Origin of the sequence: Metallosphaera yellowstonensis MK1, from assembly GCF_000243315.1 — an archaeon.
Taxonomy (GTDB): domain Archaea; phylum Thermoproteota; class Thermoprotei_A; order Sulfolobales; family Sulfolobaceae; genus Metallosphaera; species Metallosphaera yellowstonensis.
Genome location: NZ_JH597770.1, coordinates 344,489 through 363,458, shown reverse-complemented (window position 1 = coordinate 363,458; position 18,970 = coordinate 344,489). Strand labels below are relative to the sequence as shown.

21 protein-coding genes and 1 tRNA gene are annotated in these 18,970 nt (G+C 46.8%); 7 read left to right on the top strand and 15 right to left on the bottom strand.

Features of this window, described 5'->3' with window-relative positions:
• Positions 1 to 344: 344 nt before the first annotated feature.
• Both METMK1DRAFT_RS12775 and METMK1DRAFT_RS12770 read right to left on the bottom strand, forming a co-directional pair.
• Positions 345 to 419: transfer RNA gene (locus METMK1DRAFT_RS12775), tRNA-Arg, on the bottom strand.
• A 10-nt stretch (positions 420 to 429) separates the two neighbouring features.
• Positions 430 to 2,289 carry an arginine--tRNA ligase gene (locus METMK1DRAFT_RS12770; RefSeq protein WP_048088012.1) on the bottom strand — a complete coding sequence of 620 codons (1,860 nt, stop codon included), beginning with the start codon at positions 2,287 to 2,289 and terminating at the stop codon, positions 430 to 432.
• A gap of 54 nt (positions 2,290 to 2,343) precedes the next feature.
• Between METMK1DRAFT_RS12770 and METMK1DRAFT_RS12765 the strand changes: the two genes are divergently transcribed.
• The gene (locus METMK1DRAFT_RS12765; protein ID WP_009074820.1) at positions 2,344 to 2,544 is read left to right on the top strand and encodes a hypothetical protein; all 201 of its coding nucleotides are present in this window, start codon (positions 2,344 to 2,346) and stop codon (positions 2,542 to 2,544) included.
• The gene (locus tag METMK1DRAFT_RS12760; protein ID WP_009074818.1) at positions 2,531 to 2,905 is read left to right on the top strand and encodes a hypothetical protein; all 375 of its coding nucleotides are present in this window, start codon (positions 2,531 to 2,533) and stop codon (positions 2,903 to 2,905) included. Before METMK1DRAFT_RS12765 ends, METMK1DRAFT_RS12760 begins: the two co-directional genes overlap by 14 nt.
• Before the next feature lie 2 nt (positions 2,906 to 2,907).
• On the opposite strand, the gene METMK1DRAFT_RS12755 is transcribed toward METMK1DRAFT_RS12760, so the two are convergent.
• Positions 2,908 to 3,210, bottom strand: a complete 303-nt coding sequence (locus METMK1DRAFT_RS12755; RefSeq protein ID WP_009074816.1) for a hypothetical protein — start codon at positions 3,208 to 3,210, stop codon at positions 2,908 to 2,910.
• Between the two features lie 127 nt (positions 3,211 to 3,337).
• On the opposite strand from METMK1DRAFT_RS12755, the gene METMK1DRAFT_RS12750 reads away from it, so the two are divergent.
• Positions 3,338 to 3,691, top strand: coding sequence for a hypothetical protein (locus METMK1DRAFT_RS12750; RefSeq protein WP_048088105.1), 354 nt, complete (start codon positions 3,338 to 3,340; stop codon positions 3,689 to 3,691).
• A gap of 4 nt (positions 3,692 to 3,695) precedes the next feature.
• On the opposite strand, the gene thsA is transcribed toward METMK1DRAFT_RS12750, so the two are convergent.
• A complete protein-coding gene (gene thsA, locus METMK1DRAFT_RS12745) occupies positions 3,696 to 5,378 on the bottom strand; it encodes a thermosome subunit alpha (protein ID WP_009074813.1) in 1,683 nt (560 codons plus the stop codon).
• A 142-nt stretch (positions 5,379 to 5,520) separates the two neighbouring features.
• On the opposite strand from thsA, the gene METMK1DRAFT_RS12740 reads away from it, so the two are divergent.
• Positions 5,521 to 6,228: a hypothetical protein gene (locus tag METMK1DRAFT_RS12740; RefSeq protein ID WP_245544646.1), complete on the top strand. Its 708-nt coding sequence runs from the start codon at positions 5,521 to 5,523 to the stop codon at positions 6,226 to 6,228.
• Here METMK1DRAFT_RS12740 and METMK1DRAFT_RS12735 read toward each other — a convergent pair.
• From METMK1DRAFT_RS12735 to METMK1DRAFT_RS12715, 5 genes are all read right to left on the bottom strand, one after another.
• Positions 6,170 to 6,979 (bottom strand): hypothetical protein, encoded by an 810-nt coding sequence (locus tag METMK1DRAFT_RS12735; RefSeq protein WP_245544645.1) that lies wholly within the window; start codon positions 6,977 to 6,979, stop codon positions 6,170 to 6,172. The two genes, METMK1DRAFT_RS12740 and METMK1DRAFT_RS12735, sit on opposite strands and share 59 nt — an antisense overlap.
• 11 nt (positions 6,980 to 6,990) lie before the next feature.
• Positions 6,991 to 7,293: a hypothetical protein gene (locus tag METMK1DRAFT_RS12730; protein ID WP_009074807.1), complete on the bottom strand. Its 303-nt coding sequence runs from the start codon at positions 7,291 to 7,293 to the stop codon at positions 6,991 to 6,993.
• A 260-nt stretch (positions 7,294 to 7,553) separates the two neighbouring features.
• On the bottom strand, positions 7,554 to 8,276 hold the full coding sequence (locus METMK1DRAFT_RS12725) for a helix-turn-helix domain-containing protein (RefSeq protein WP_009074805.1): 723 nt from the start codon (positions 8,274 to 8,276) through the stop codon (positions 7,554 to 7,556).
• Between the two features lie 74 nt (positions 8,277 to 8,350).
• On the bottom strand, positions 8,351 to 9,424 hold the full coding sequence (locus METMK1DRAFT_RS12720) for an ATP-NAD kinase family protein (protein WP_009074803.1): 1,074 nt from the start codon (positions 9,422 to 9,424) through the stop codon (positions 8,351 to 8,353).
• Positions 9,402 to 10,025, bottom strand: coding sequence for a DUF4443 domain-containing protein (locus METMK1DRAFT_RS12715; RefSeq protein WP_009074801.1), 624 nt, complete (start codon positions 10,023 to 10,025; stop codon positions 9,402 to 9,404). The genes METMK1DRAFT_RS12720 and METMK1DRAFT_RS12715 overlap by 23 nt, the downstream gene beginning before the upstream one ends.
• 32 nt (positions 10,026 to 10,057) lie before the next feature.
• Between METMK1DRAFT_RS12715 and argF the strand changes: the two genes are divergently transcribed.
• On the top strand, positions 10,058 to 10,981 hold the full coding sequence (argF, locus tag METMK1DRAFT_RS12710) for an ornithine carbamoyltransferase (RefSeq protein WP_009074799.1): 924 nt from the start codon (positions 10,058 to 10,060) through the stop codon (positions 10,979 to 10,981).
• On the opposite strand, the gene METMK1DRAFT_RS12705 is transcribed toward argF, so the two are convergent.
• Genes METMK1DRAFT_RS12705 through thrC form a run of 5 tightly spaced genes read right to left on the bottom strand, consistent with a single transcriptional unit; the run spans position 10,978 to position 16,356 of the window.
• A complete protein-coding gene (locus METMK1DRAFT_RS12705; RefSeq protein ID WP_009074797.1) occupies positions 10,978 to 12,207 on the bottom strand; it encodes an Nre family DNA repair protein in 1,230 nt (409 codons plus the stop codon). The genes argF and METMK1DRAFT_RS12705 overlap by 4 nt on opposite strands.
• The gene (locus METMK1DRAFT_RS12700; RefSeq protein WP_009074795.1) at positions 12,176 to 12,823 is read right to left on the bottom strand and encodes a PHP-associated domain-containing protein; all 648 of its coding nucleotides are present in this window, start codon (positions 12,821 to 12,823) and stop codon (positions 12,176 to 12,178) included. Before METMK1DRAFT_RS12700 ends, METMK1DRAFT_RS12705 begins: the two co-directional genes overlap by 32 nt.
• The gene (gene asd / locus METMK1DRAFT_RS12695) at positions 12,820 to 13,866 is read right to left on the bottom strand and encodes an aspartate-semialdehyde dehydrogenase (protein ID WP_009074793.1); all 1,047 of its coding nucleotides are present in this window, start codon (positions 13,864 to 13,866) and stop codon (positions 12,820 to 12,822) included. Before asd ends, METMK1DRAFT_RS12700 begins: the two co-directional genes overlap by 4 nt.
• Complete coding sequence (locus METMK1DRAFT_RS12690; protein ID WP_009074790.1) at positions 13,854 to 15,188, bottom strand: aspartate kinase; 1,335 nt, start codon at positions 15,186 to 15,188, stop codon at positions 13,854 to 13,856. Before METMK1DRAFT_RS12690 ends, asd begins: the two co-directional genes overlap by 13 nt.
• Positions 15,175 to 16,356, bottom strand: a complete 1,182-nt coding sequence (gene thrC, locus METMK1DRAFT_RS12685) for a threonine synthase (RefSeq protein WP_048088011.1) — start codon at positions 16,354 to 16,356, stop codon at positions 15,175 to 15,177. Before thrC ends, METMK1DRAFT_RS12690 begins: the two co-directional genes overlap by 14 nt.
• A 90-nt stretch (positions 16,357 to 16,446) precedes the next feature.
• On the opposite strand from thrC, the gene METMK1DRAFT_RS12680 reads away from it, so the two are divergent.
• The gene (locus tag METMK1DRAFT_RS12680; protein WP_009074786.1) at positions 16,447 to 17,892 is read left to right on the top strand and encodes a UbiD family decarboxylase; all 1,446 of its coding nucleotides are present in this window, start codon (positions 16,447 to 16,449) and stop codon (positions 17,890 to 17,892) included.
• Here METMK1DRAFT_RS12680 and METMK1DRAFT_RS12675 read toward each other — a convergent pair.
• On the bottom strand, positions 17,864 to 18,136 hold the full coding sequence (locus tag METMK1DRAFT_RS12675; RefSeq protein ID WP_009074784.1) for a hypothetical protein: 273 nt from the start codon (positions 18,134 to 18,136) through the stop codon (positions 17,864 to 17,866). The two genes, METMK1DRAFT_RS12680 and METMK1DRAFT_RS12675, sit on opposite strands and share 29 nt — an antisense overlap.
• An 82-nt stretch (positions 18,137 to 18,218) precedes the next feature.
• Here METMK1DRAFT_RS12675 and cdvB1/B2 point away from each other — a divergent pair, with 82 nt between their 5' ends.
• Positions 18,219 to 18,884 (top strand): cell division protein CdvB1/B2, encoded by a 666-nt coding sequence (cdvB1/B2, locus tag METMK1DRAFT_RS12670; protein ID WP_009074782.1) that lies wholly within the window; start codon positions 18,219 to 18,221, stop codon positions 18,882 to 18,884.
• Positions 18,885 to 18,970: the final 86 nt, after the last annotated feature.

Below are 18,970 nucleotides of genomic sequence, written 5' to 3'. Positions count from 1 at the left end.
TACTAGGGTTTAACTCTAGTGTCCATGTACTCTCTTCTCAACAGAGCGTACTCTTAGCTTAAAAGACGTCTGATTGAGCTAAATTGTTGTATATACCTTCGTTACCCTTTAACTATAACAGCGGCCATGAGAACTTTCTTCAAATACCGCCTCATACTCAAGGCGAAATCTAATAATTGCTGAGGATAAATCATTTTGGAAATACCTGAGCTACCATATAATATCGTTTCCACGACATTAAGTTTGAGGACCGTGAGACATAAGAACTTACGGGAGGCCTCTAATTTACATGACTGAGGCGAACGAGAGATTCAAGAAAAGCGGGTTTACATGACTCCACGGGACGGACCCGCCGGGATTCGAACCCGGGACCGCAGGCTCCGGAGGCCTGCGCTCTATCCTGGCTAAGCTACGGGTCCTCTTTAACTTTCACATTTTAGTTAATGAGTCTATACCTAGAACCTTAAGGCCATTCCTAAGCACCGTTTCCACTCCCTTCACCAAGTTGAGTCTGGTCATTCTCTTTCCCTCATCTGGCTCCTGTATTACTCTCTCCTTATCATACCACACGTTAAAGACATCGCTTAACTGCCTCAGATAAGAGGTCAGCAATTCTGGCTCTAAGTTGTCCGCAGCGTTCCTGAAAGTTTCGGGAAACTTTGCAATGATGAAGAGGAGTTTCCTCTTTTCGTTCACTAAGTCTTCGTAACTCACCCCATTAACGTCTATTCTTCCTCCGTATTTGGAAAGAATGTTATAGGCCCTCACATAAGTGTACTGTAGATACGGGCCACTGTTCTCCTCGAAGTTGGTTACTCTACCTATGTTAAAGGTTATTGGCTTATCTGCTGACACCGAGAGAATAGCGTACCTTATGGCACCGTTGACTATCTTATCCACCCCTTCCCCGTCGCCCTTCTCCTTCATTTTCTCTAGGACTGCTTGTCTCACCCTCTCATAAACCTCGTCTAGGGAGATGTATCTCCCCAACCTACCGCTCATCTTCATTCCTTGGAGTGTAACCATACTATAGGAGTAGTGGATCAGGTTCCTGGCTAGATCTGGGTATCCAAGTATGTAGAGAGCCGCCCTCAGCTGTATTTGGGGGACCGTCTGTTGCTCAGCTATGACGTTTATCACCAGATCGGCCTTAGGGGAGACGAACTTTCTAATGGTGTAGGCGATATCCCTGAGCGTGTAGAGGGTGGTACCATCGGCTCTCATTAGTACCAGAGGAGGTATTTCGAGTCCCTCTGGAATACGTAACTCTCTCCTGGTTTCCTCGTCCATATACCTGTTGAGATCTAGTGCCTGAGTCCCCTTGTACTCTATCCTAGCCTGAGAGGAGAGAGCATTCCTCAGAATGGATCTGACTTCTCCTGACCAGAGGAGGTCACTCTCATAATCGAAATGGTCAAATTCTGTCCTTAACTTACCGAGACTCTCCCTAAACCCGTCGAGTACCATGTCTACGTATTTTCTGACTATCTTCCTAGTCTCTGGGTCTCCCTCTTCGTACTTCCTTATTATCTCAGCTATTTTAGCCTCTGGGTCCTCCTCGTTCTTAATTCCCTCTGCTATCCTGTCAAAGAAAGGGGGATTTCTGGACCTAATTTCGGCAGCCAACGCTACTAGCTCGTCCCTCTTAGTAACCTTTTCGCGGTATTCCTCCTCTGTAGTGCCTTTCAATTCCTCTGATATTGCCCTTATTTCCAAGATTATGTTGGTCATTGCGTATATGACTCCTGCCCATTGATCTTTCTTCTCGCCAGCTGGAGGGTCTGGATATCCCAGCTTAGATAAGCCATATATGAGGATTGCGACCTGTCTACCACTATCATTGACGTAGAACCTCGCCGTTACTGCGTGTCCCCTCGCCCTAGTGAGTCTAACTAGGGCATCGCCGATTATGGCGTTCCTCAGATGGCCTATATGGAGCGGGTGAATGGGGTTGGCACTGGTGTGCTCTACCACTATCCTCATGGGCCTCTCAACCTTGTCGAGGCCGTAATCCTCCCCAATTGAGGAAAAGATCTCCCTAAAGATTGCATCCTCCCTCAACTTAACGTTGAGGAAGGGTCCGTCCTGAGAGTAGGACCTTACGTAACTGGAGTTGAGGGTTAAGCTGACTTGACCCTTTACACCCAATGCGGGAAGAGGAATTGCCAGGTCACCTATTTGGTCTCGAGGTGGATACTCCATTACTGCGATCAACCTCTCCACCTGAACCCCTAGTTGAGGGGCCAATTGAGAAGCTATCTCCCTCTTGACTCTTCCTAGGACGTCCACGTTGTGCAATATGCAAATGCGCTTTTAACTCTTTGGAGGGCTAAGAGTTACTACATGAAGAGAGTTGCAGAAATACTAGTCGTAGAAGACTTTACAGGTAAAACCCACGTGTCTGAAAAGGATATAAGGGAGCTAGTGAGTTCCCTCTCTAACGTGGATATGATAAGGGTAAACAGACTTCATGTCCCCCAATGGGAGGGAGAGTCTGAGGTTGTTGGGATACATCTAATAGTGAGGGAAGTTGCAGAGACGTGATATTTGCCCCTACTATAAGAACGGTTTTTGTACGTCTCCCCTCCTCGACACACCCTCAGATAGTGTAGTAAGTCCCAACAGGTGCTTTAAGACCTACAAAGGCTGTAGGCTCTATCAGGACAAGGGAGAGGAGAGAGAAGGTCTGCTCTCCTTTCAGGAGAACGTAGAACTGGAACTGAAGTTTTACCCCAGGGTGAACATTTTGGCAAGTGTTGTGGAGAGTTCATGTGAGAATTACAGACTGGTCAGGACCGAGAAGGGGCACGTGGCCTTCTGTTCCGTGTTGTCTAGGGTACTAACAGTCAGTAATGCCCAACTGTGTAACAAGTATTGGCAAACGTGCCCCATCAGAACGTCGTGATTTTAGTCGGTTCCCAGCTTAGCGTATTTCCCGTCATCCAAAAGTGTCACTTGCCTGGTCTCGGACAGGCTGGCTAAAGCCCTCCTTATTTTATCTTCGCTGGCTATACCTGAGAGTTTACTGTGGAGCTCCTTCAGGTTCATGGGTTTCTCAGATAAAAGATCCAAGAGTATCTGTTTGAGCTCTTCTTCGTTGGGCGCGGTCATCACAACTACGTCCCTATCGGAGTAAACCACCTTCAGCTTCCTCTCTACTTCACCTTCCTCTCCTTTCGTCTTCTTCGTCTTCTTACTCTTGGTGCTCAAGTCAATCACTAGTAAGTAATTGGACGTTCTACTTTTAAATGTTGTTGAAGGAAGGTCAACTTCGTGTTTCCTCTGTATTAATCCTTTTATAGATGCCGACAGAATAACCTCAATAGGCGATAAGAGTTTGGGAGAACCGGATTTTCTGAGGAATATAGCTAACAAAGTTCTGTCGCCGACCACGTTAGATCTGAAGAGGTTAGATGACGTGAGGAGATTGTTAGCTAAGGCAGAAACCAAGTTCAAGTTCTCATCGTCGGGTGGCGATCCAAAGAGATTAGTGGAGTACTTCAGGAGTCCTGAGTTTACCGAACTAGTTCTGGTTCTGGGAGTCGAACTAACAAAAAAGTTGTTACAAGAAGTCATAAATGGTTACACAGACCCAGAAATAAAGTCTGCAGCGAAGAAGGTATTGGAGGAAATAGATGGCTATAAAGATCTTGAGGAATCGGAGTCTCTTTTAATGTACAAAAAATTCTAACTATTTAGCCGAATGAAGGGGTGGAACCGGCCCCGCCTTCTCCTTCTTCTCCTTGGCCTGTCTTACCCTTTCCCTCTGACTTTAGTTGAGATGCAGCTATTAGATCGTCTATCTTGAGTACAGAAGTCGCTGCCTCTGTAGCACTCTTTAGTACTTGCCTCTTAACTCTAACTGGCTCTAACACGTTTATAGAGAAGGTATCGTCTATTATCTTTCCGTTTATTACATCAACTCCCGCATTGCTAATTCCCTTCACGTGCCTGGCCCTCAGGTCCATTACGGCGTTGATGGGCTCCATGCCGGCTGTCTCAGCAAGGATGGATGGGATTTCCTCTAGAGCATCAGCGTAGGCTTCCACTGCTAGCTGTTCCTTCCCTCCTACAGTCCTCGCATATTCCCTGAGTTTCATGGCTAGCTCTATCTCTATAGCGCCTCCTCCAGGTACTATCATGGGCTCTAGTAAGATGTTCCTTAATGAGTGAAGGGCGTCGTTGATGCTCCTCTCAGCCTCATCCAGTGCCATATCGTTGGAACCCCTGAGCAGGATGTTCACCGCCCTCGGGTTCTTGGCTCCCTCAATAAATACCATCTTATCATTGCCTACCTTCCTCTCCTCAACTAGCTCAGCATAGCCTAGATCCTCTGGCGTCGCGTCCTTAATGCTGCTTATTATCCTTGCCCCTAGTGCCTTCTCCAACTTCTCAATGTCGCTCCTCTTAACCCTCCTCACGGCCATTATTCCTTTCTTGGCGAGGAAGTGCTGTGCTATGTCGTCTATACCTTTCTGACAGACAACCACGTTAGCGCCTATCGACGCTAACTTGTCTACCATTTCCTTGAGGTACTTGGTCTCTTCATCTAGGAAGGCCTTTATCTGATCCGGACTAGTGATGCTTATCTTAGCCGATATCTCAGGCTTCTCCACTTCAAGGGCTGCATCCAAGACTGCAATCTTTGCCTTTTCCACCCTCTTGGGCATCCCAGGATGTACTACCTCCTTATCCAGGACTAGACCGTGCACTAGCATGCTATCACTTATAGTACCTCCCTTCTTCTTGTCTATCTTGACTAGATCCAAGCTCACATTATAGCCTCCGTTGGGAAGAGGCTCGGCAACCTTAGACACAGCCTCAATGATTATGTCTATCATCTTGTTCATCTCTGACTCTGCCTCTGCGATGAACTTGCTGGCCATGGTCGTATAGACTATCTTCTTTAGGTTGGCCCTCACGGTGGGGGAATTAAGATCCCTTACATCAATCCTAGTGGACAGCTGAGGGAGTAGCTCGAGAGCCTTATTAAAAGCCTTCTTATATCCCTCAATGATTATGGTCGGATGGATGTTCTGATCCAACAGGTTCTCGGCCTTCTCCAAAAGGAGACCGGCCAATACAACTGCACTAGTCGTCCCATCTCCTACCTCGGCGTCTTGGGCCTTTGCAGCCTCTACCAGCAGTTTAGCTGCTGGGTGTTGGATCTCCATCTCTTTTACTATGGTTGCACCGTCGTTGGTTATGGTCACGTCTCCAAAACTATCGATGAGCATCTTATCTAGACCCTTAGGACCGAGACTCGATCTAAGCATCTCAGCTAAGGTTCTTGCAGCTAGAATGTTATTCCTTAATGCGTCTCTCCCTGTGGACCTCGAAGTCCCTTCCTTGAACAGAAGAACTGGAACTCCAGCCATTCAATATCACCTTTTCTGGTGTCCATTCAGATCGCTTATATATAAATTTTGCTGATCTCTAAATTAAGGCCCTTGCAAGGGCCAGCGACCTAAGAGTCCTTCAGAAAGTTTAATTTGCCAAACGATATACATGACCAATAACGTGAAGTGCATTAAGTGCGGAAACGAATTCTCGTTATTGATTAGCGGTAAACCAATGTGTTTGAGGTGCTCCAGAGATGAGATCATACATAGGGTAAAAAGGAATCTAGTGAGGAGTGGAGTAGATCTCAGGAATTCATCACTCACCATACTGTCACCTGAGTTCTATTCAGGGGTTGGGGAGATCCTTGCAAATCTGATAAGAAAAGTATGTGAGCCCTGTAACGTATCCCTCAGGAAAGAGGTAATAACTGGTGAACCTGATATTAACTCCACCATCCACGAGCTGGTTGTTAAAGTTCTGGAGTCTGAAAACAGATACTTTGTCTTCCCTCTCACTGCAGACTTCTACTTAGCATATCTTATCTATTCCTCCACTCGATCCTTAAATGGAGCTTACCTAAACCTTTACGGTCTTAGGGTGAACGTGGGAGAAAAGACCGTCCTGAATTTACTTTACAACACCCCCTACACCGAGCTGAGGGGTTTCTCCGAGTTAACTCCCCGGTTAATCACAGGGGATTCCTTGTTCGACTCCATCCTGTCTTGGTCTCATGATAGGTTCCCTGATAACGAGGTCTTTCACACGTTCTCCCCGTCTGTGGAGGAGCTCACGAGATTGTTCCCGAGATGTAGGAGGTGTGGAGCCATCATCTCTGCTGGAGACTACTGTAAAGCTTGCGAAGTTGATCTTTCTCTTGTGCAGTGAGGATTACCTCGTAGTAAATTCCGCCACTTTCAGCCTTAAACCTAGATGGGGCAGAGGGACCCAAACTTCCGTAAAAGAGGTAGCCAGAACTCACTATCTCCTTAAACTCCTCGGGATTAGTGGAGGCCATATCCTTTAGTTGCTCCATGAGGTGCAGGTTGTCTTTCAACTCCCTCATTTGCATCACGTAACCACATACCTTACAACTCAGGTCCGGCATTATTGCCCTGAACCCGCATTTGGGACAGGTGACTGGAGACCTCAGGGAGCTGGATTGGTTCCATAAACTCCTCATAAAGTCTATAAGATCTGGCCTATTCCTCCTCTTGGCTTCTGCATAGAGCGTCGCAGCCAACTCGTTCACTAATTTCCCCACATGGTAAACCACGAATTCAAACTGCTCATCGCTCATCTTGCTCAAGGAGATGGTCTGGAGTAGCTTGGCTGCGATATACTCAAGCAAAGCGTCCCCAGAAGCGTTAAGCCTATTGACTATGGTTCTCACCTTAGGCTTTGTCTTAACCTGACCCACCGCAGCAATGAAGGGCTCCTTTATTATATCCCTGAAGACGTCCCTATCGAGGTTGAGATAGGATAAGTTAAGGCCAAGCTTTACTTCTTCCAAGTACTCTTCTAGGAGTTTTTCCGGATCTACGTATTTCTCCTTCTTACTCTTCTTGGCTCCTGCCTCCTCTCCAGACGATTCCTCCTCTTCTTCCTCTCTTTTCTTCCTGGCCACTTTGAAGGTCACGCCTCACCTTATCACACTGACTGCGCCAGATCTAGAAAGTCCAATGGAAGTATCTTCTTTTTGGACGTAAACTCTTGATATTTAGTGTCCAGAAAGTCCATAAATACTGGACAATTCTCGTATTTTCCGTCTCTATTACATTTATTATTGAGCGACAGGAAGCACTTTGAAGTCTTCTTATCAAAGTACGGACAAACTTTGTAATAGGTTTTAGCACTCTTCACCATTTTTTCTACCCAGATCTTCTTGTGATCCTTCTTCTCCGCCTCCTTTTCGGCCTTTTGTAAAGCCTTATCGATCTCTTCCTCTGACATCTTTATGGATTTGTTTGGTGATGACAAATTATTACACCTCTTGTTTAACCATCTTTCCCTAACTATCAGTTATATACATTACTACTACTTCAGCTCCCTTTTTTGTCAAAATGACGTCACGAAAACATTCTCGGTTTGTATAAACTATCCTGAATCAAATCACATTAAAACAAAAGAAGGCAGACCCTGTAGAGGAAATATTAACACAAACCCGCCTTCATGAAACGACTAGATCACGTGACCTTTAGATCTTGAAGCCTCTACTCACACTTCTCCAGAAGTCTCTTTAGGTTCTGAGAAAAGCCGACCCTAAAGCCAAGTTTAGGATCGTTGTAGAGGTACATTAACCGCTTGGTCTGCAGGGAACGGATGACCTTGAAGAGCCACCCCATATCTGCCTTGTATTCCTCTTGAAGCTGATCTAAGTAGACGTAGGTAGATCCCCATTGTTTATATCTTTCTAATAAGAATAAAAGAATTTCTTTTTCTTCCTCAGTTAACTTTGCGGTTATCTCGTTTAGACAAACCGTGGGATCCCTCTTTTGTGATTTATTGAGGTTAGATCTGGTTTTTGACTCAATAAACGACAAAACTTCCTTCTCCGAGTCTTTTCTCCTTTGTTCATCTTTGTGGTTTATTGAGTCTCTAACATTTCCAGAGAGCATCTGTTTTGCTATGACCAGCATCTCCTTGAACCTAGAGTTGGAGAACGACTCTAACACCGATACCGCTGTTCCCTCCCCTTGGGGGGTCAAGTACCACCTTCCCCCCTCTTGATAAACGAGGCCCTTTTTTCTCCAGTAACTTAGATAACTGCTCACATATTTAGTATCATAACCTAGATTAGAGGCTATCTCCGAGGTCCTCAAAGGTCTTGCGTGGAGGAGTACCAGGATGGCCTCCATTAATTTGGACCTAGGAGACCCCTTATACTCGGCACGTTCCTGTCCCTGAAGGTCAATGTGGGCCTCTTCGTCTTTCACGGAAATCCTTTGTAGTCTTTCTTTATTTAATGATATAGTGAAATTGTCCCGTGAGTAATATCATGAATTTTTGGCTAAGTGATACTACACGTTCTGACGGCCATGAACTGATCATATCCTACAATCACCTTATACACTCCCTCATATTTCCTGTCTAGGTCTGGAGAACCAGTATCAAACCTGAGGCACTCTATCTTGGACAGCTTAATGCGAGATGACAGAATCACTATATCGTCTCTAGAAACCCTCGTCAGGACTCCGGGCCCTATCTCCTGGTTCCCTCTGCCTATCACGAAGCCTTGACCTCCTATCGGGGTGAGCACAAGTTTCACGGGGTTTAACTCCCCGGTTAATCTCAAAAGGTCTTGGTAATTTACATTAAATTTTATAGGCTTTCTCCCTAGAAACAGATCTGTACTCAAAAAGTTGGGATAGTAACCTAACATCTTCTCAATGGACTTAACCGTGGCCCCAGGCCCCAGAACGTAATATACGTCCTCTTTGAGGAACTCGTCGAGAAAATACTGGGCAATCTCGTTTAGATCCTCCTGGAAACTGTACTCCTCCTTACCACTGACTAAGAGATTTTGGAATTTTATTGTATTTACAATATAATATAGCCTAACAATATATTCACCTCTCCTATATGCGTCTTCATCGATGTCCAATATCTCTCCCCTCGTGATTTCAGTTCTACCCTGCTCAAAATACTTCAGGAGAATCCCAGCTGCCTCAGGAGTAGAGGCAAAAACTCCACTGTGCATCTTCACTCCTGTTGGGACTCCTAGGATAGGTATCTCGCTACTCTCCAACGCTTCAGCCACATCCCTAGCTGTACCGTCTCCTCCTGCGAAAACTATTATATCTACCCCTGTTGATCTCAGCTCCCTCACCGCCCTTATGGTGTCCTCTCTCGTGGAGTCGTCCCTCCCAGATCTCAGTAGGCGATATTCCTTTCCTGAGTTGACCACAAAATACTCTCCCATTTTCCCTCTGGGAACTAGGTAAAGCCCTTCTGGGGCAGTAGAGAGGAACCTGCTCACTCTAGCGCGGAGCTCTGGATTCTCAATTCTCAGGTCATCACTACCCTTATGTCCTATTCTTCCTCCAGCCCCAGCAAACGGGTTAATTATCAGTCCTATCCTCATGGCTCAGGAGATACAGCCCCACCTTATATGCCAAGTGTAAGTCCTTTGGAATCAAATAGACGATTAAGTCCCCAGGGGAAACATACTCTGTATCCCTCTTCACTTCGTCCAGGAGAGACCTTATGGTGAACTCCTCGGTCTTGGGAGGTATCTCCACTCCAGTCTGAGTCTTAACCACAATCAGTACCGCTTCTGCTCCCAGCCTGATTATGGAGTCTCTTAGGTTTATCACCCCTAGCCTAGTTACCAAACGCTCTCCTTTCCTTATGACTACCTTGACTCCGTCCCACCCGAGAGAGTTGATGGTTGAAGTGGATATCGTTACGTCCCTCTTCCACTCCTCGACGATGGACTTCCCCTTATCAGTGAGCTCGGCCCCACCGACACGATCCACTTTGATCAGACCCGACTCCCTTAACCTTTTGAGCATTGTTTTCACGGAAGCCTCCCCTAGTCCTAACCTTTTCATAAGCGAGAGTCTACCCAAAGGCGGTTCAGAGCCTATTAGATTCAGCGCCCAGACAACGTGAGCCTCATCGTAACTAGGCCTATTTCCCTGTTTTGGCCTGGTCGTCTCCTCAAGGGCCGAGATCCCGCTCATACTTTTAATTCTGTACCATTCACTTAAAAACGATGTTAAAAGGTAAAAGTCTACTCTGCCTTCTAGACTTCGACTCTTGGGAGATTCAGAAGATGCTCGACGTCTCCTTCTCGATGAAGGAGAGGGTTCTCATAAATTCCATTCCTAAGTCCCTGGATGGCAAGAGGATCGCCCTCCTCTTTGAGAAACCTAGCACCAGGACGAGGGTGAGCTCCGAGTTGGCAGTGACGATGCTGGGGGGTACTACAGTGGTACTCACTAAGAACGATATCCAGCTCTCTAGAGGAGAGCCAATAGAGGACACGGCGAGGGTCTTGGGGAGGATGGTCCACGGCATTGGGGCCCGTGTGCTGAGACACGAGAGTTTGGTAAAGCTCGCCCAATATTCAGGAAGACCTGTGGTGAATCTATTGAGCGACCTCTCTCATCCTCTTCAGGCCCTAACGGACTTCATGACCATAAGGGAGACATTCGGTACCCTCAAGAGACCTATGGCCTTTGTGGGGGATGGAGGCGACAACGTTTTAGTTAGTCTAATGGCCTTTACGGCTAAGATGGGCTTGGAGCTGAGGATAGCCTCCCCCAAGGAACTGAGGCCTAGACAAGACGTAATGAGGAGAATAGAGGATGAGGCAGATAAGACAGGTGCAATAATAGAGTTCTTCGAGGATCCGTATCAGGCCGTCAGGGGTGTCTCGGTGGTATATACAGACGTGTGGGTGAGTATGGGTCAAGAGGCTGAAGCCCAGAGGAGAAGAGAGCTACTTTCTAATTACAGAGTTACCGAGGACCTCATGCGTTACACCTCCGAGGACTCAATATTCATGCATTGTCTCCCAGCGGTGAGGGGAGAGGAAGTAGAACAGTCTGTGATAGACGGGAAGAGGAGCAGAGTCTGGGATCAAGCTGAGAATAGGCTCTACACTGCCATGTCGGTGTTCTCCCTCCTCTTTTAAGAGTCGAAAAAGGAGTCAATCCTCGTCTGATTTAATACTCTCTTGATAGCCCTTATCTCCCTTAGTTTAACCCTTCCATCTTTTAGCCTCCCTTGGACTAAGTCGAGCGCCTCTCCTAATCCTTGAAAGCTACCAAGTCTATTGTTGAACGCTCTCCTCACGGTCTCTCTTATGTGCCAATTTCCTACGGGAGCAAAGTACTCGCCTGTTACTTCTCTTATTATCATTACTCCAGCCGACCTTCGAATCTTGGTCAAGTACTCAAGGGCAGCGAGCCTAGCAGCCATGTAGCCTCCATCAAGCGTGCCGTATTTACCCCAGTAGTCCTCGCTCAGGTCTGTGATCGTGAGCTCCCCAGCCCAGAGTGAAGTGGGATACCAGATCTCAACCCACGTGGAGAAAAACGAGGACGGATAGATTATTATGTGGAAGTAATTACCCAAGTAACCCTGAAAGAAAACTGACGTCTCTGAGACCCAAGGTAAGTCCCTGACCTCCTTCAGAAGTGAGTCACCTACTATGCTGTCTACCGCAGTTATTGCCCACCTGGTAGGAACTAGTTTTCTGTTCTTCAGAGTTCCCAGCAGTCCTGTGGAGAGCGCACTCACGACCCTATATACATCCTCTCCCCCTCTGTAAAGGGTCAACACTGCATCATTAGCCTTCACATCGTCATTGATTAACCTATCGAGGATCTTAGGTACCTTGGGATTCTCAGTTACCCTTATATCATCAGCTTTAATTGTAGGACCCCTGGGCATGACTATTCCGTCAAACTTAAGCTTAGTCTCAAGTTTGCCCGTAACTTTACTCTCCGATAACACAGGTCTCTCTGAGATCGTAGCAAGTGATATCTCCCTTTCGTAAAGCTTCCAGACATCATTTATTCTATACATAGAGAAGTTAGATACCAGTGATGACCTGTAGTTGATGATATCGTGAAGGGAAGCCCTTCCCCACCATCCCGCCGGATCTTCATATAGTCTTGCCTGTTCCCCTACAACCTCTGGGGCAACGTTAAAGGAGAGAGACACCTTAGGGTAACCTTTCTCTCCTACAATGACACTAGGTGGGGTGGAGCCCTGAAGCAATCCCACATCTAACCTTACTTTTGAAGCGGCATTGGTTACAGCTCTAAATCTTTCCAAGATCGGACAGCTAGTTAGACCGCAGAGGAATTTCGCCCCTTTACACCTAACGCAGAGCTCCGCCGGTATTCTTCTCAAGGCCCAGTCTCCTTATAATTGACCACTCTATAATCTTTAACTTAGCATTTGCCTTCAGTCCTACCTCAACTGGCTTGACTCTACCCTTCCTAATTTCCTCAAGGATCATGGAGGGTTTCACCTCGTTTATCTCAATTAGATTATAGGCTGAACCCAAAGCCTCCTTAACGTGGGCGTCACTGTTGGCCAATCCAGGTAGGTTCAGCTTAAGCGACGCCTCAAGGGCTCTCTTGTTTGCCCACCCTGGTGCCTTTGAGTTAAAGATCTCCACCGCATCAAACTTATACTCAAAAACCGATCTGCCAATTCCCTTTCTAAATGTGTCGAAGGGATGAGAAGGGAAAATCACACACGAGTTTTCCCTACTGTAATCCGTTAGCGATTCCAGTTGGGTTGGAGGATCTGGAGGAAAATCACACAGGATAACTACGTGCCCTTCTCGTGTAGTCACCTCCTGTCCTGGAATCACTCTGCCCTCCACACACTTAACTCCCTTACTAGTGTCGTGATCCGTCAGGGCTATGATAACATCTAACTTCCGTGCATATTCCACGAGGACTTTAGGGCTCTCCCTTCCATCACTGAAAAAGGAGTGTACGTGAAGGTCTAACTTCATATGTAACCTAGCTCTCTCATTACCTCGAGGGTGAGTATGGTTATACCAGCTGCCCCCCTTACTAGGTTATCCCCTAAGACTACGAATCTTATGGAGTCACCCTCCTGTCTTATACGCCCGACACTTACCGCCATTCCTCCCTCGGCCTTAACGTCAATCTCAGGTTGAGGTCTATCCTCGCCTTCAAGGACTCTAATTGGATGCTTGGGGGCTGTGGGGAGGTTTCGATCCTGTGGAAATGCCCCGAAGTTCATTAATTCCTTTCTGACCTCTTCTGCATTAACCGGGGAGTTAAACAACGCAGTCACTACACCCATGTGGCCTACCTTCACAGGCACTCTGGTTGCGGTGACCACAGCGTCCAGTTTAACGTAAGCTATCTTATCTCCTTGAAGTTCTCCCAACATTTTCCCTGACTCCTTGGGTATCTTATCCTCCTCACCCTTAATATATGGTATTACATTGTTACCTATGGACATGAAGGGAAGACCGTTATAGCCCGCACCACTCACCGCTTGAAGAGTAGTTATAACTAACTTATTCAGTCCGTATTTTAGGAGAGGCTTAAGAGGCATGCTCAGGATCGCTGCAGTGCAGTTGGGATTCTTCACCATTAATCCCTTCCACCCTCTCTTCTGTCTTTGGGTCTCCAGTAGCCTCAGATGCTCCCAGTTAATCTCCGGGTTTATTAGAGGGATCTCAGGGTCCATCCTAAATGGACTGGAGTTGGAGACCACAGTTATCCCTTCTCTCACCAATTTCAGTTCCACATCCTCAGCTAGCTCGTTAGGGAGGGCAGAGAGAACAACATCCACATCCCTGTGATCCTCAGGGCTTGTCGACACGACCGTGAGGTCTTGAGCAGCTTCCGGGATCTCTCCCTCCTCTATCCACTTAACTGCTTCTTTGTATTTCTTCCCTACCTTGTTTGGAGAGGCACTCACTTTGGCCAGCTCTATGAAAGGGTGAGACGAGAGGAGTCTCACCATCTTTTGGCCTACCATTCCGGTTGAGCCCAGGAGGGATACCCTCAGCTTGTCCATCCCACTATCACCCCGTGTAACTCCTTTGCCAGGTTAAAACCTTCATCCTTCCTCACCACGAAGGTGGCACTAACGTTCCTCAGTCCGCGGGATATAGCCATGATCTCGAAAGAGGAAGCGTGCTTTAGAACCTTCATGAAGGTTTCCTTCCTCCTCAATCCGCATCCTACTACACTAACTGAGCTTACATCCTGAACTTCTACAGTATCTATGTCTCTTATTGACTGGAGTCTAGGTATCAGCTTACTGGAGTTATCGGAGTCGACTACTATGTGAATTGTGGTCTCTGAGGCGGGCTGAGACAGAGATACAATGTTAACTCCAGCATTTCTCACCTCTTCCATCACTGTGGCGGCTGACCCGACCTTACCCACTATCTTACTGCTCTCAACAGAGATCATCTTCAGGTTCTCCAGGGTAGCTATGCCCTTGAGGTCGTCCTCTTCGTTGCAGGTACCTTTAACCAAAGTATGTCCAGTGTCATAGAGTCCCTCAATGTAGACTTCTATATCACTATCTAACATGGGTTCAAAGGTCCTTGGGTGAAGCCTCTTTGCACCCATTTGAGCCAGTTCCATTGCCTCTTCCAAGGAGAGCCTGGGAATAGTTTTCGCTCCCTCAAACTTTCTGGGGTCTGCAGTCATTATCCCAGGTACTTCGGTAATCAACCTAACTTGTCTAATTCCGAGCAGTTTGCCCAAGAGAGTCGCAGTGTAGTCACTGCCTCCTCTCCCTACAGTCGTGTATCTCTCGTCTTTAGTTTTTCCTATGAACCCTGGTACCACAACTATCCTGCTATTCATGCTCAGGAGTTTCTTAGACCCCTCAGATGAAAGGTTCTCAATTACCTTAGCCTCACCGAACATGTCATCTGTAATTAAGGTAGGTTCAGGGTAACTGACAGCATCGAGACCTCTGCTTTTGAGAACAGCTCCCATGAGGACGCTTGACATCCTCTCCCCGAAGGAGAGTATGTAATCCCTGACCCTGGGCGACATCTCATCAAGGACCCTTATAGACCAGGCTATCCTGAAGAGTTCATCTGCCAGCTTAGAAAGGTCCCTGAAAGCGCTCTCGAATTCCTTGATGTCTACGGTCTTGGAGAGTAACTTCACGTGTCTATCGTATATTTCTCCTACTATGTCTACTGCCTTGTCTCTGTTCTCCGTTGCCCTTATCAGTTCGTTTGTTACTCCCTTTATGGCTGAAGTTACTACAACGGTCTTTTCAGGGGAGGTAGAGTATAATCTTACCCTCTCCGCTATTAGGTCGAAGTCCTTTTCATCCTTTTGTATGGACCCTCCTATCTTAACTATCGGCATTCAGATCACCCAGGATTATATCTCCCAAGTAGTCTGGGTTAACCACTATACGCCTTGCCCCAGACTTTATCATGGAATCTGGATCCTTCAGGGCATGTCCTGTCAAGACGTTAACGGCGATCTCGTCCTTATCCACGAGCCCAGCTTGGAGAGCTCTCTTGTAACCAGCGTAGGAAGCGGCAGAGGCAGGCTCTGCTCCTATACCTTCCATTCTCGCGAGTTCCCTTTGAGCCCCCAATATCTCGTTATCGCTAACGTAAAGTGCGGTTCCCTTGGACTCCTTTATGGCCTTAATTGCCTTCTTCCAATTTACTGGCCTTCCAATTCTTATTGCTGTAGCTACAGTTTCTGGGTTATCTGTGAAGGTAGGCTCGTCCAGATTGTTAATTACAGCCCTAGCTATCGGTGACGCACCCTCAGCTTGTACCCCTATCATCCTGGGCATCTTGGATATGACGCCTGACTCGAGTAGTTCCTTAAATCCCTTCCAGATGGCATAAATGTTCCCAGCGTTCCCTACAGGGACTAAGACGACGTCTGGGCTACCTATTTCTTCTGCGATCTCATAGGCAAGGGTCTTCTGTCCCTCCAACCTCCACGGGTTGAAGGAATTTAGGGGATATACTGTCCCCATCTCCCTGTACAATTTCATCACCGCTTTCATTCCGACGTCGAAACTACCGTCTACCTCCAGTATAGTAGCCCCGTATAAGATCGATTGGGCCAGCTTTCCTATGGCAACCTTCTCTTTAGGGAGAACTAAGTATATTCTTAATCCTGCCCTGGCGGAGTACGCTGCCGCGGACGCTGCGGTGTTACCGGTTGAGGCTGCAATGACGATCTTATAGCCCTTATTTACTGCCGAGCTTATCGCTACTGTCATTCCGCGGTCCTTAAAGCTTCCCGTAGGATTAGCCCCCTCAAACTTAAAGTAAACGTTGCCTTGTCTCGACCTTATTAGCGGAGTACCTCCTTCATTTATGGTCACTATCTTCCTGTATTCGCCAGCTATGGCGTCGGAGTACCTCCATACTCCTCTCCCTCTAAGTTTGGAGAAGGAGAAATCCCGAGGGAGTACAACGTTGATTTCGAGGATCCCTCCACATCTGGGACACGTAATCAACTTCTGATCTAGTTCAGACTCAAAACCACAGTCCATACACCGCATGAAACCTTCTAGACTGTTTCCAACTGGAAGTCACCAGCCACGCATCTCACGTTTGCGAAAAAATTTAAGCTTTATGTACTCTTCAGGCACGTGGTATTTAGGGATCTACGACACTACTTAGATCATTTGAGGAGGAAGGGGCTCCTAGTGGAAGTGGACGACGAGGTTAGCGTCGACCTAGAGATAGCTGAGTTGGGAAGAATGGCCACGTACGCTCACTTACCTCCTTTACTATTCAAGCGGGTGAGGGGCTTTGAGGAGTGGAAAGTTTTGACCAACGTTTTCTACTCCATGGACTCCATGTACGATATTTTCGGAACCACAGACCTTGAGGGGATCTCCAAGGAGTTCCTCTCCACATTCGGAGAGCTCCCCATCACCTTCTTGGATAAGGTGAAATCATTACCATCCGTCCTGAAGTTGGGTAGGTATTCCCCAAGATCCAAGAGACCTGACTTTGAGGAGACCGAACTCGATTTGGAGAGGATCCCCGCGACCAAGACGTGGCCCAAGGACGCAGGAAGGTATATGACCTTCTCCATAGTTGTAACTAAGGATCCAGAGACTGGAGTAAATAACCTGAGCGTTTACAGGATACAGATCCTTAACAAGAACGAGGCAATAATACACTGGCAGGCTCTAAAGAGGGGTTCCTTAGCAGCCTCTAAATATCTGGAGAAGGGCATAACCAGGATGCCAGTTGCCATAGTAAATGGTGTCGATCCTGTGGTACTTTTCACTTCTGCCTCCCCGGTCCCCCCAGGCCTAGATAAGTACCTCTTCGCTGGGATATTAAGGGGAGAAGGAGTAGATGTCACTGAGTTGGAAAACGGCCTATTGGTCCCTTCACATGCCGAGTCGGTCTTAGAAGGATATGTGGATCTCAATGATAACAGGCTTGAGGGACCTTTTGGAGATCACTTGGGTTACTATACTCCCCCAGACTACTACCCGGTGTTCAGGTTGGAAAAAGTTTACTTGAGGGAGAACCCAATATATCAAGTAACCTCTGTGGGCAAGCCTCCCTTGGAGGATGCATGGATCGGAAAAGGAGTGGAGCGAATATTCCTTCCTTTCCTGAGGATGCTAATCCCAGATCTCGTCGACATGAACCTACCTGAGTACGGACTGTTCACTGGGATAGGGATCTTCTCCATGAGAAAGAGATATCCTGGACAGGCTAGGAGACTAATGATGTCTCTGTGGGGTACTGGACAATTAAGTTTTCTGAAACTAATAATTATTGTGGATTCCGACGTTAACGTACATGACTTGAACCAGGTTCTTTACGCAATATCTACAACAGTGGATCCGAAGAGAGACGTCATGATAGTGGATCAAGTTCTCAACGACTCCTTAGATCATACTGTTCCTAATCCCCCCTTGGGGAGCAAAATGGGCATAGATGCCACAAGGAAGTTTAAGGAGGAGATGGGTAAAGAGTGGCCTGAAGAAGTCAGGAGTGATCCAGAAGTAGTAAAAAAGGTTACCCCTATTTTTGAGAAGATCAGATCTGTATTTCGTCCCTCAGCGTGAAGTCTCCTCTGGTATAAATAACGTCTACTCCTACCACGTCCAAACCGCCCACAGGTATCTCCAGCCTTGAGAGCTTGCTTCCTATCTTAATGGAATCAGATACTATTCTCCTAAAACGCTCATTTTCTGGAGATAAGGCTGTGAGAGCGTATTTCACTATAATTTCTCTTATAAAGAGAGGCTGTCCTGAAATAGATTCTAATATAAGTTTCTCCCCCTCTAATCTAGCTCTAAACTCACTCATAGTTATCCTTTTGGGTTAAGAAGTATTATAGTTCGCAGTCCTTAAACCCAACCACACAACAATAAGAATCATTAGAGCACTTATGACGAGTAAGGTTGAAGAGTTTGTTAGGGGCTGGAACGGTAGGCAAGAACCTAGTATTGCAGATAAACTAAAGAACTCCCTCAAGCCCAAGCAGCCCCTCAGATATAAACTGGTAATGGCCAATTATAGACTAAAGACTACGGTAAACAGGTTGGAGTTATACATCTCTAAAATGCAGGAGAGGGACAGAGTCCTCTTCGAGAGGATAGTATCGGCCCAGATGTCAAAGGATAACGCTAGAGCGGCGATGTATGCCAATGAGATAGCAGAGATAAGGAAGGTCACGAAGCAATTGATTGGAGTTCAGATAGCTCTAGAACAGGTCCAGCTTAGACTCGAGACAGTGACTGAAATATCGGATGTGTTCAGCAGTCTCATTCCAGTAATAGGCGTAGTGAGGGAACTAAAGAATGCCATTAAAGGAGTTATGCCAGAGCTAAGCATGGACTTGATGGAGATAGAAGAGACGTTGCAGGAGGTCATAATAGAGGCCGGAGACTTCACAGGCGCCAGCGTCGAACAGGCAGCGACCAGCCCAGAGGCCAGGAAGATCCTCCAAGAGGCCACCGCGATAGCAGAGCAGAGGATGAAGGAGAACTTCCCAGACCTACCCTCATTTGTTAGTACTGCACAAAAAACCGAGAACGGTAACAGTTCGAAATAATTTATAACGAGTACCTTTTTCTCTTTTTTACCATTTTGATGATCTAAGCAGATTTTTAAGGTTCTGGGAGGAATGATTATGGGGAT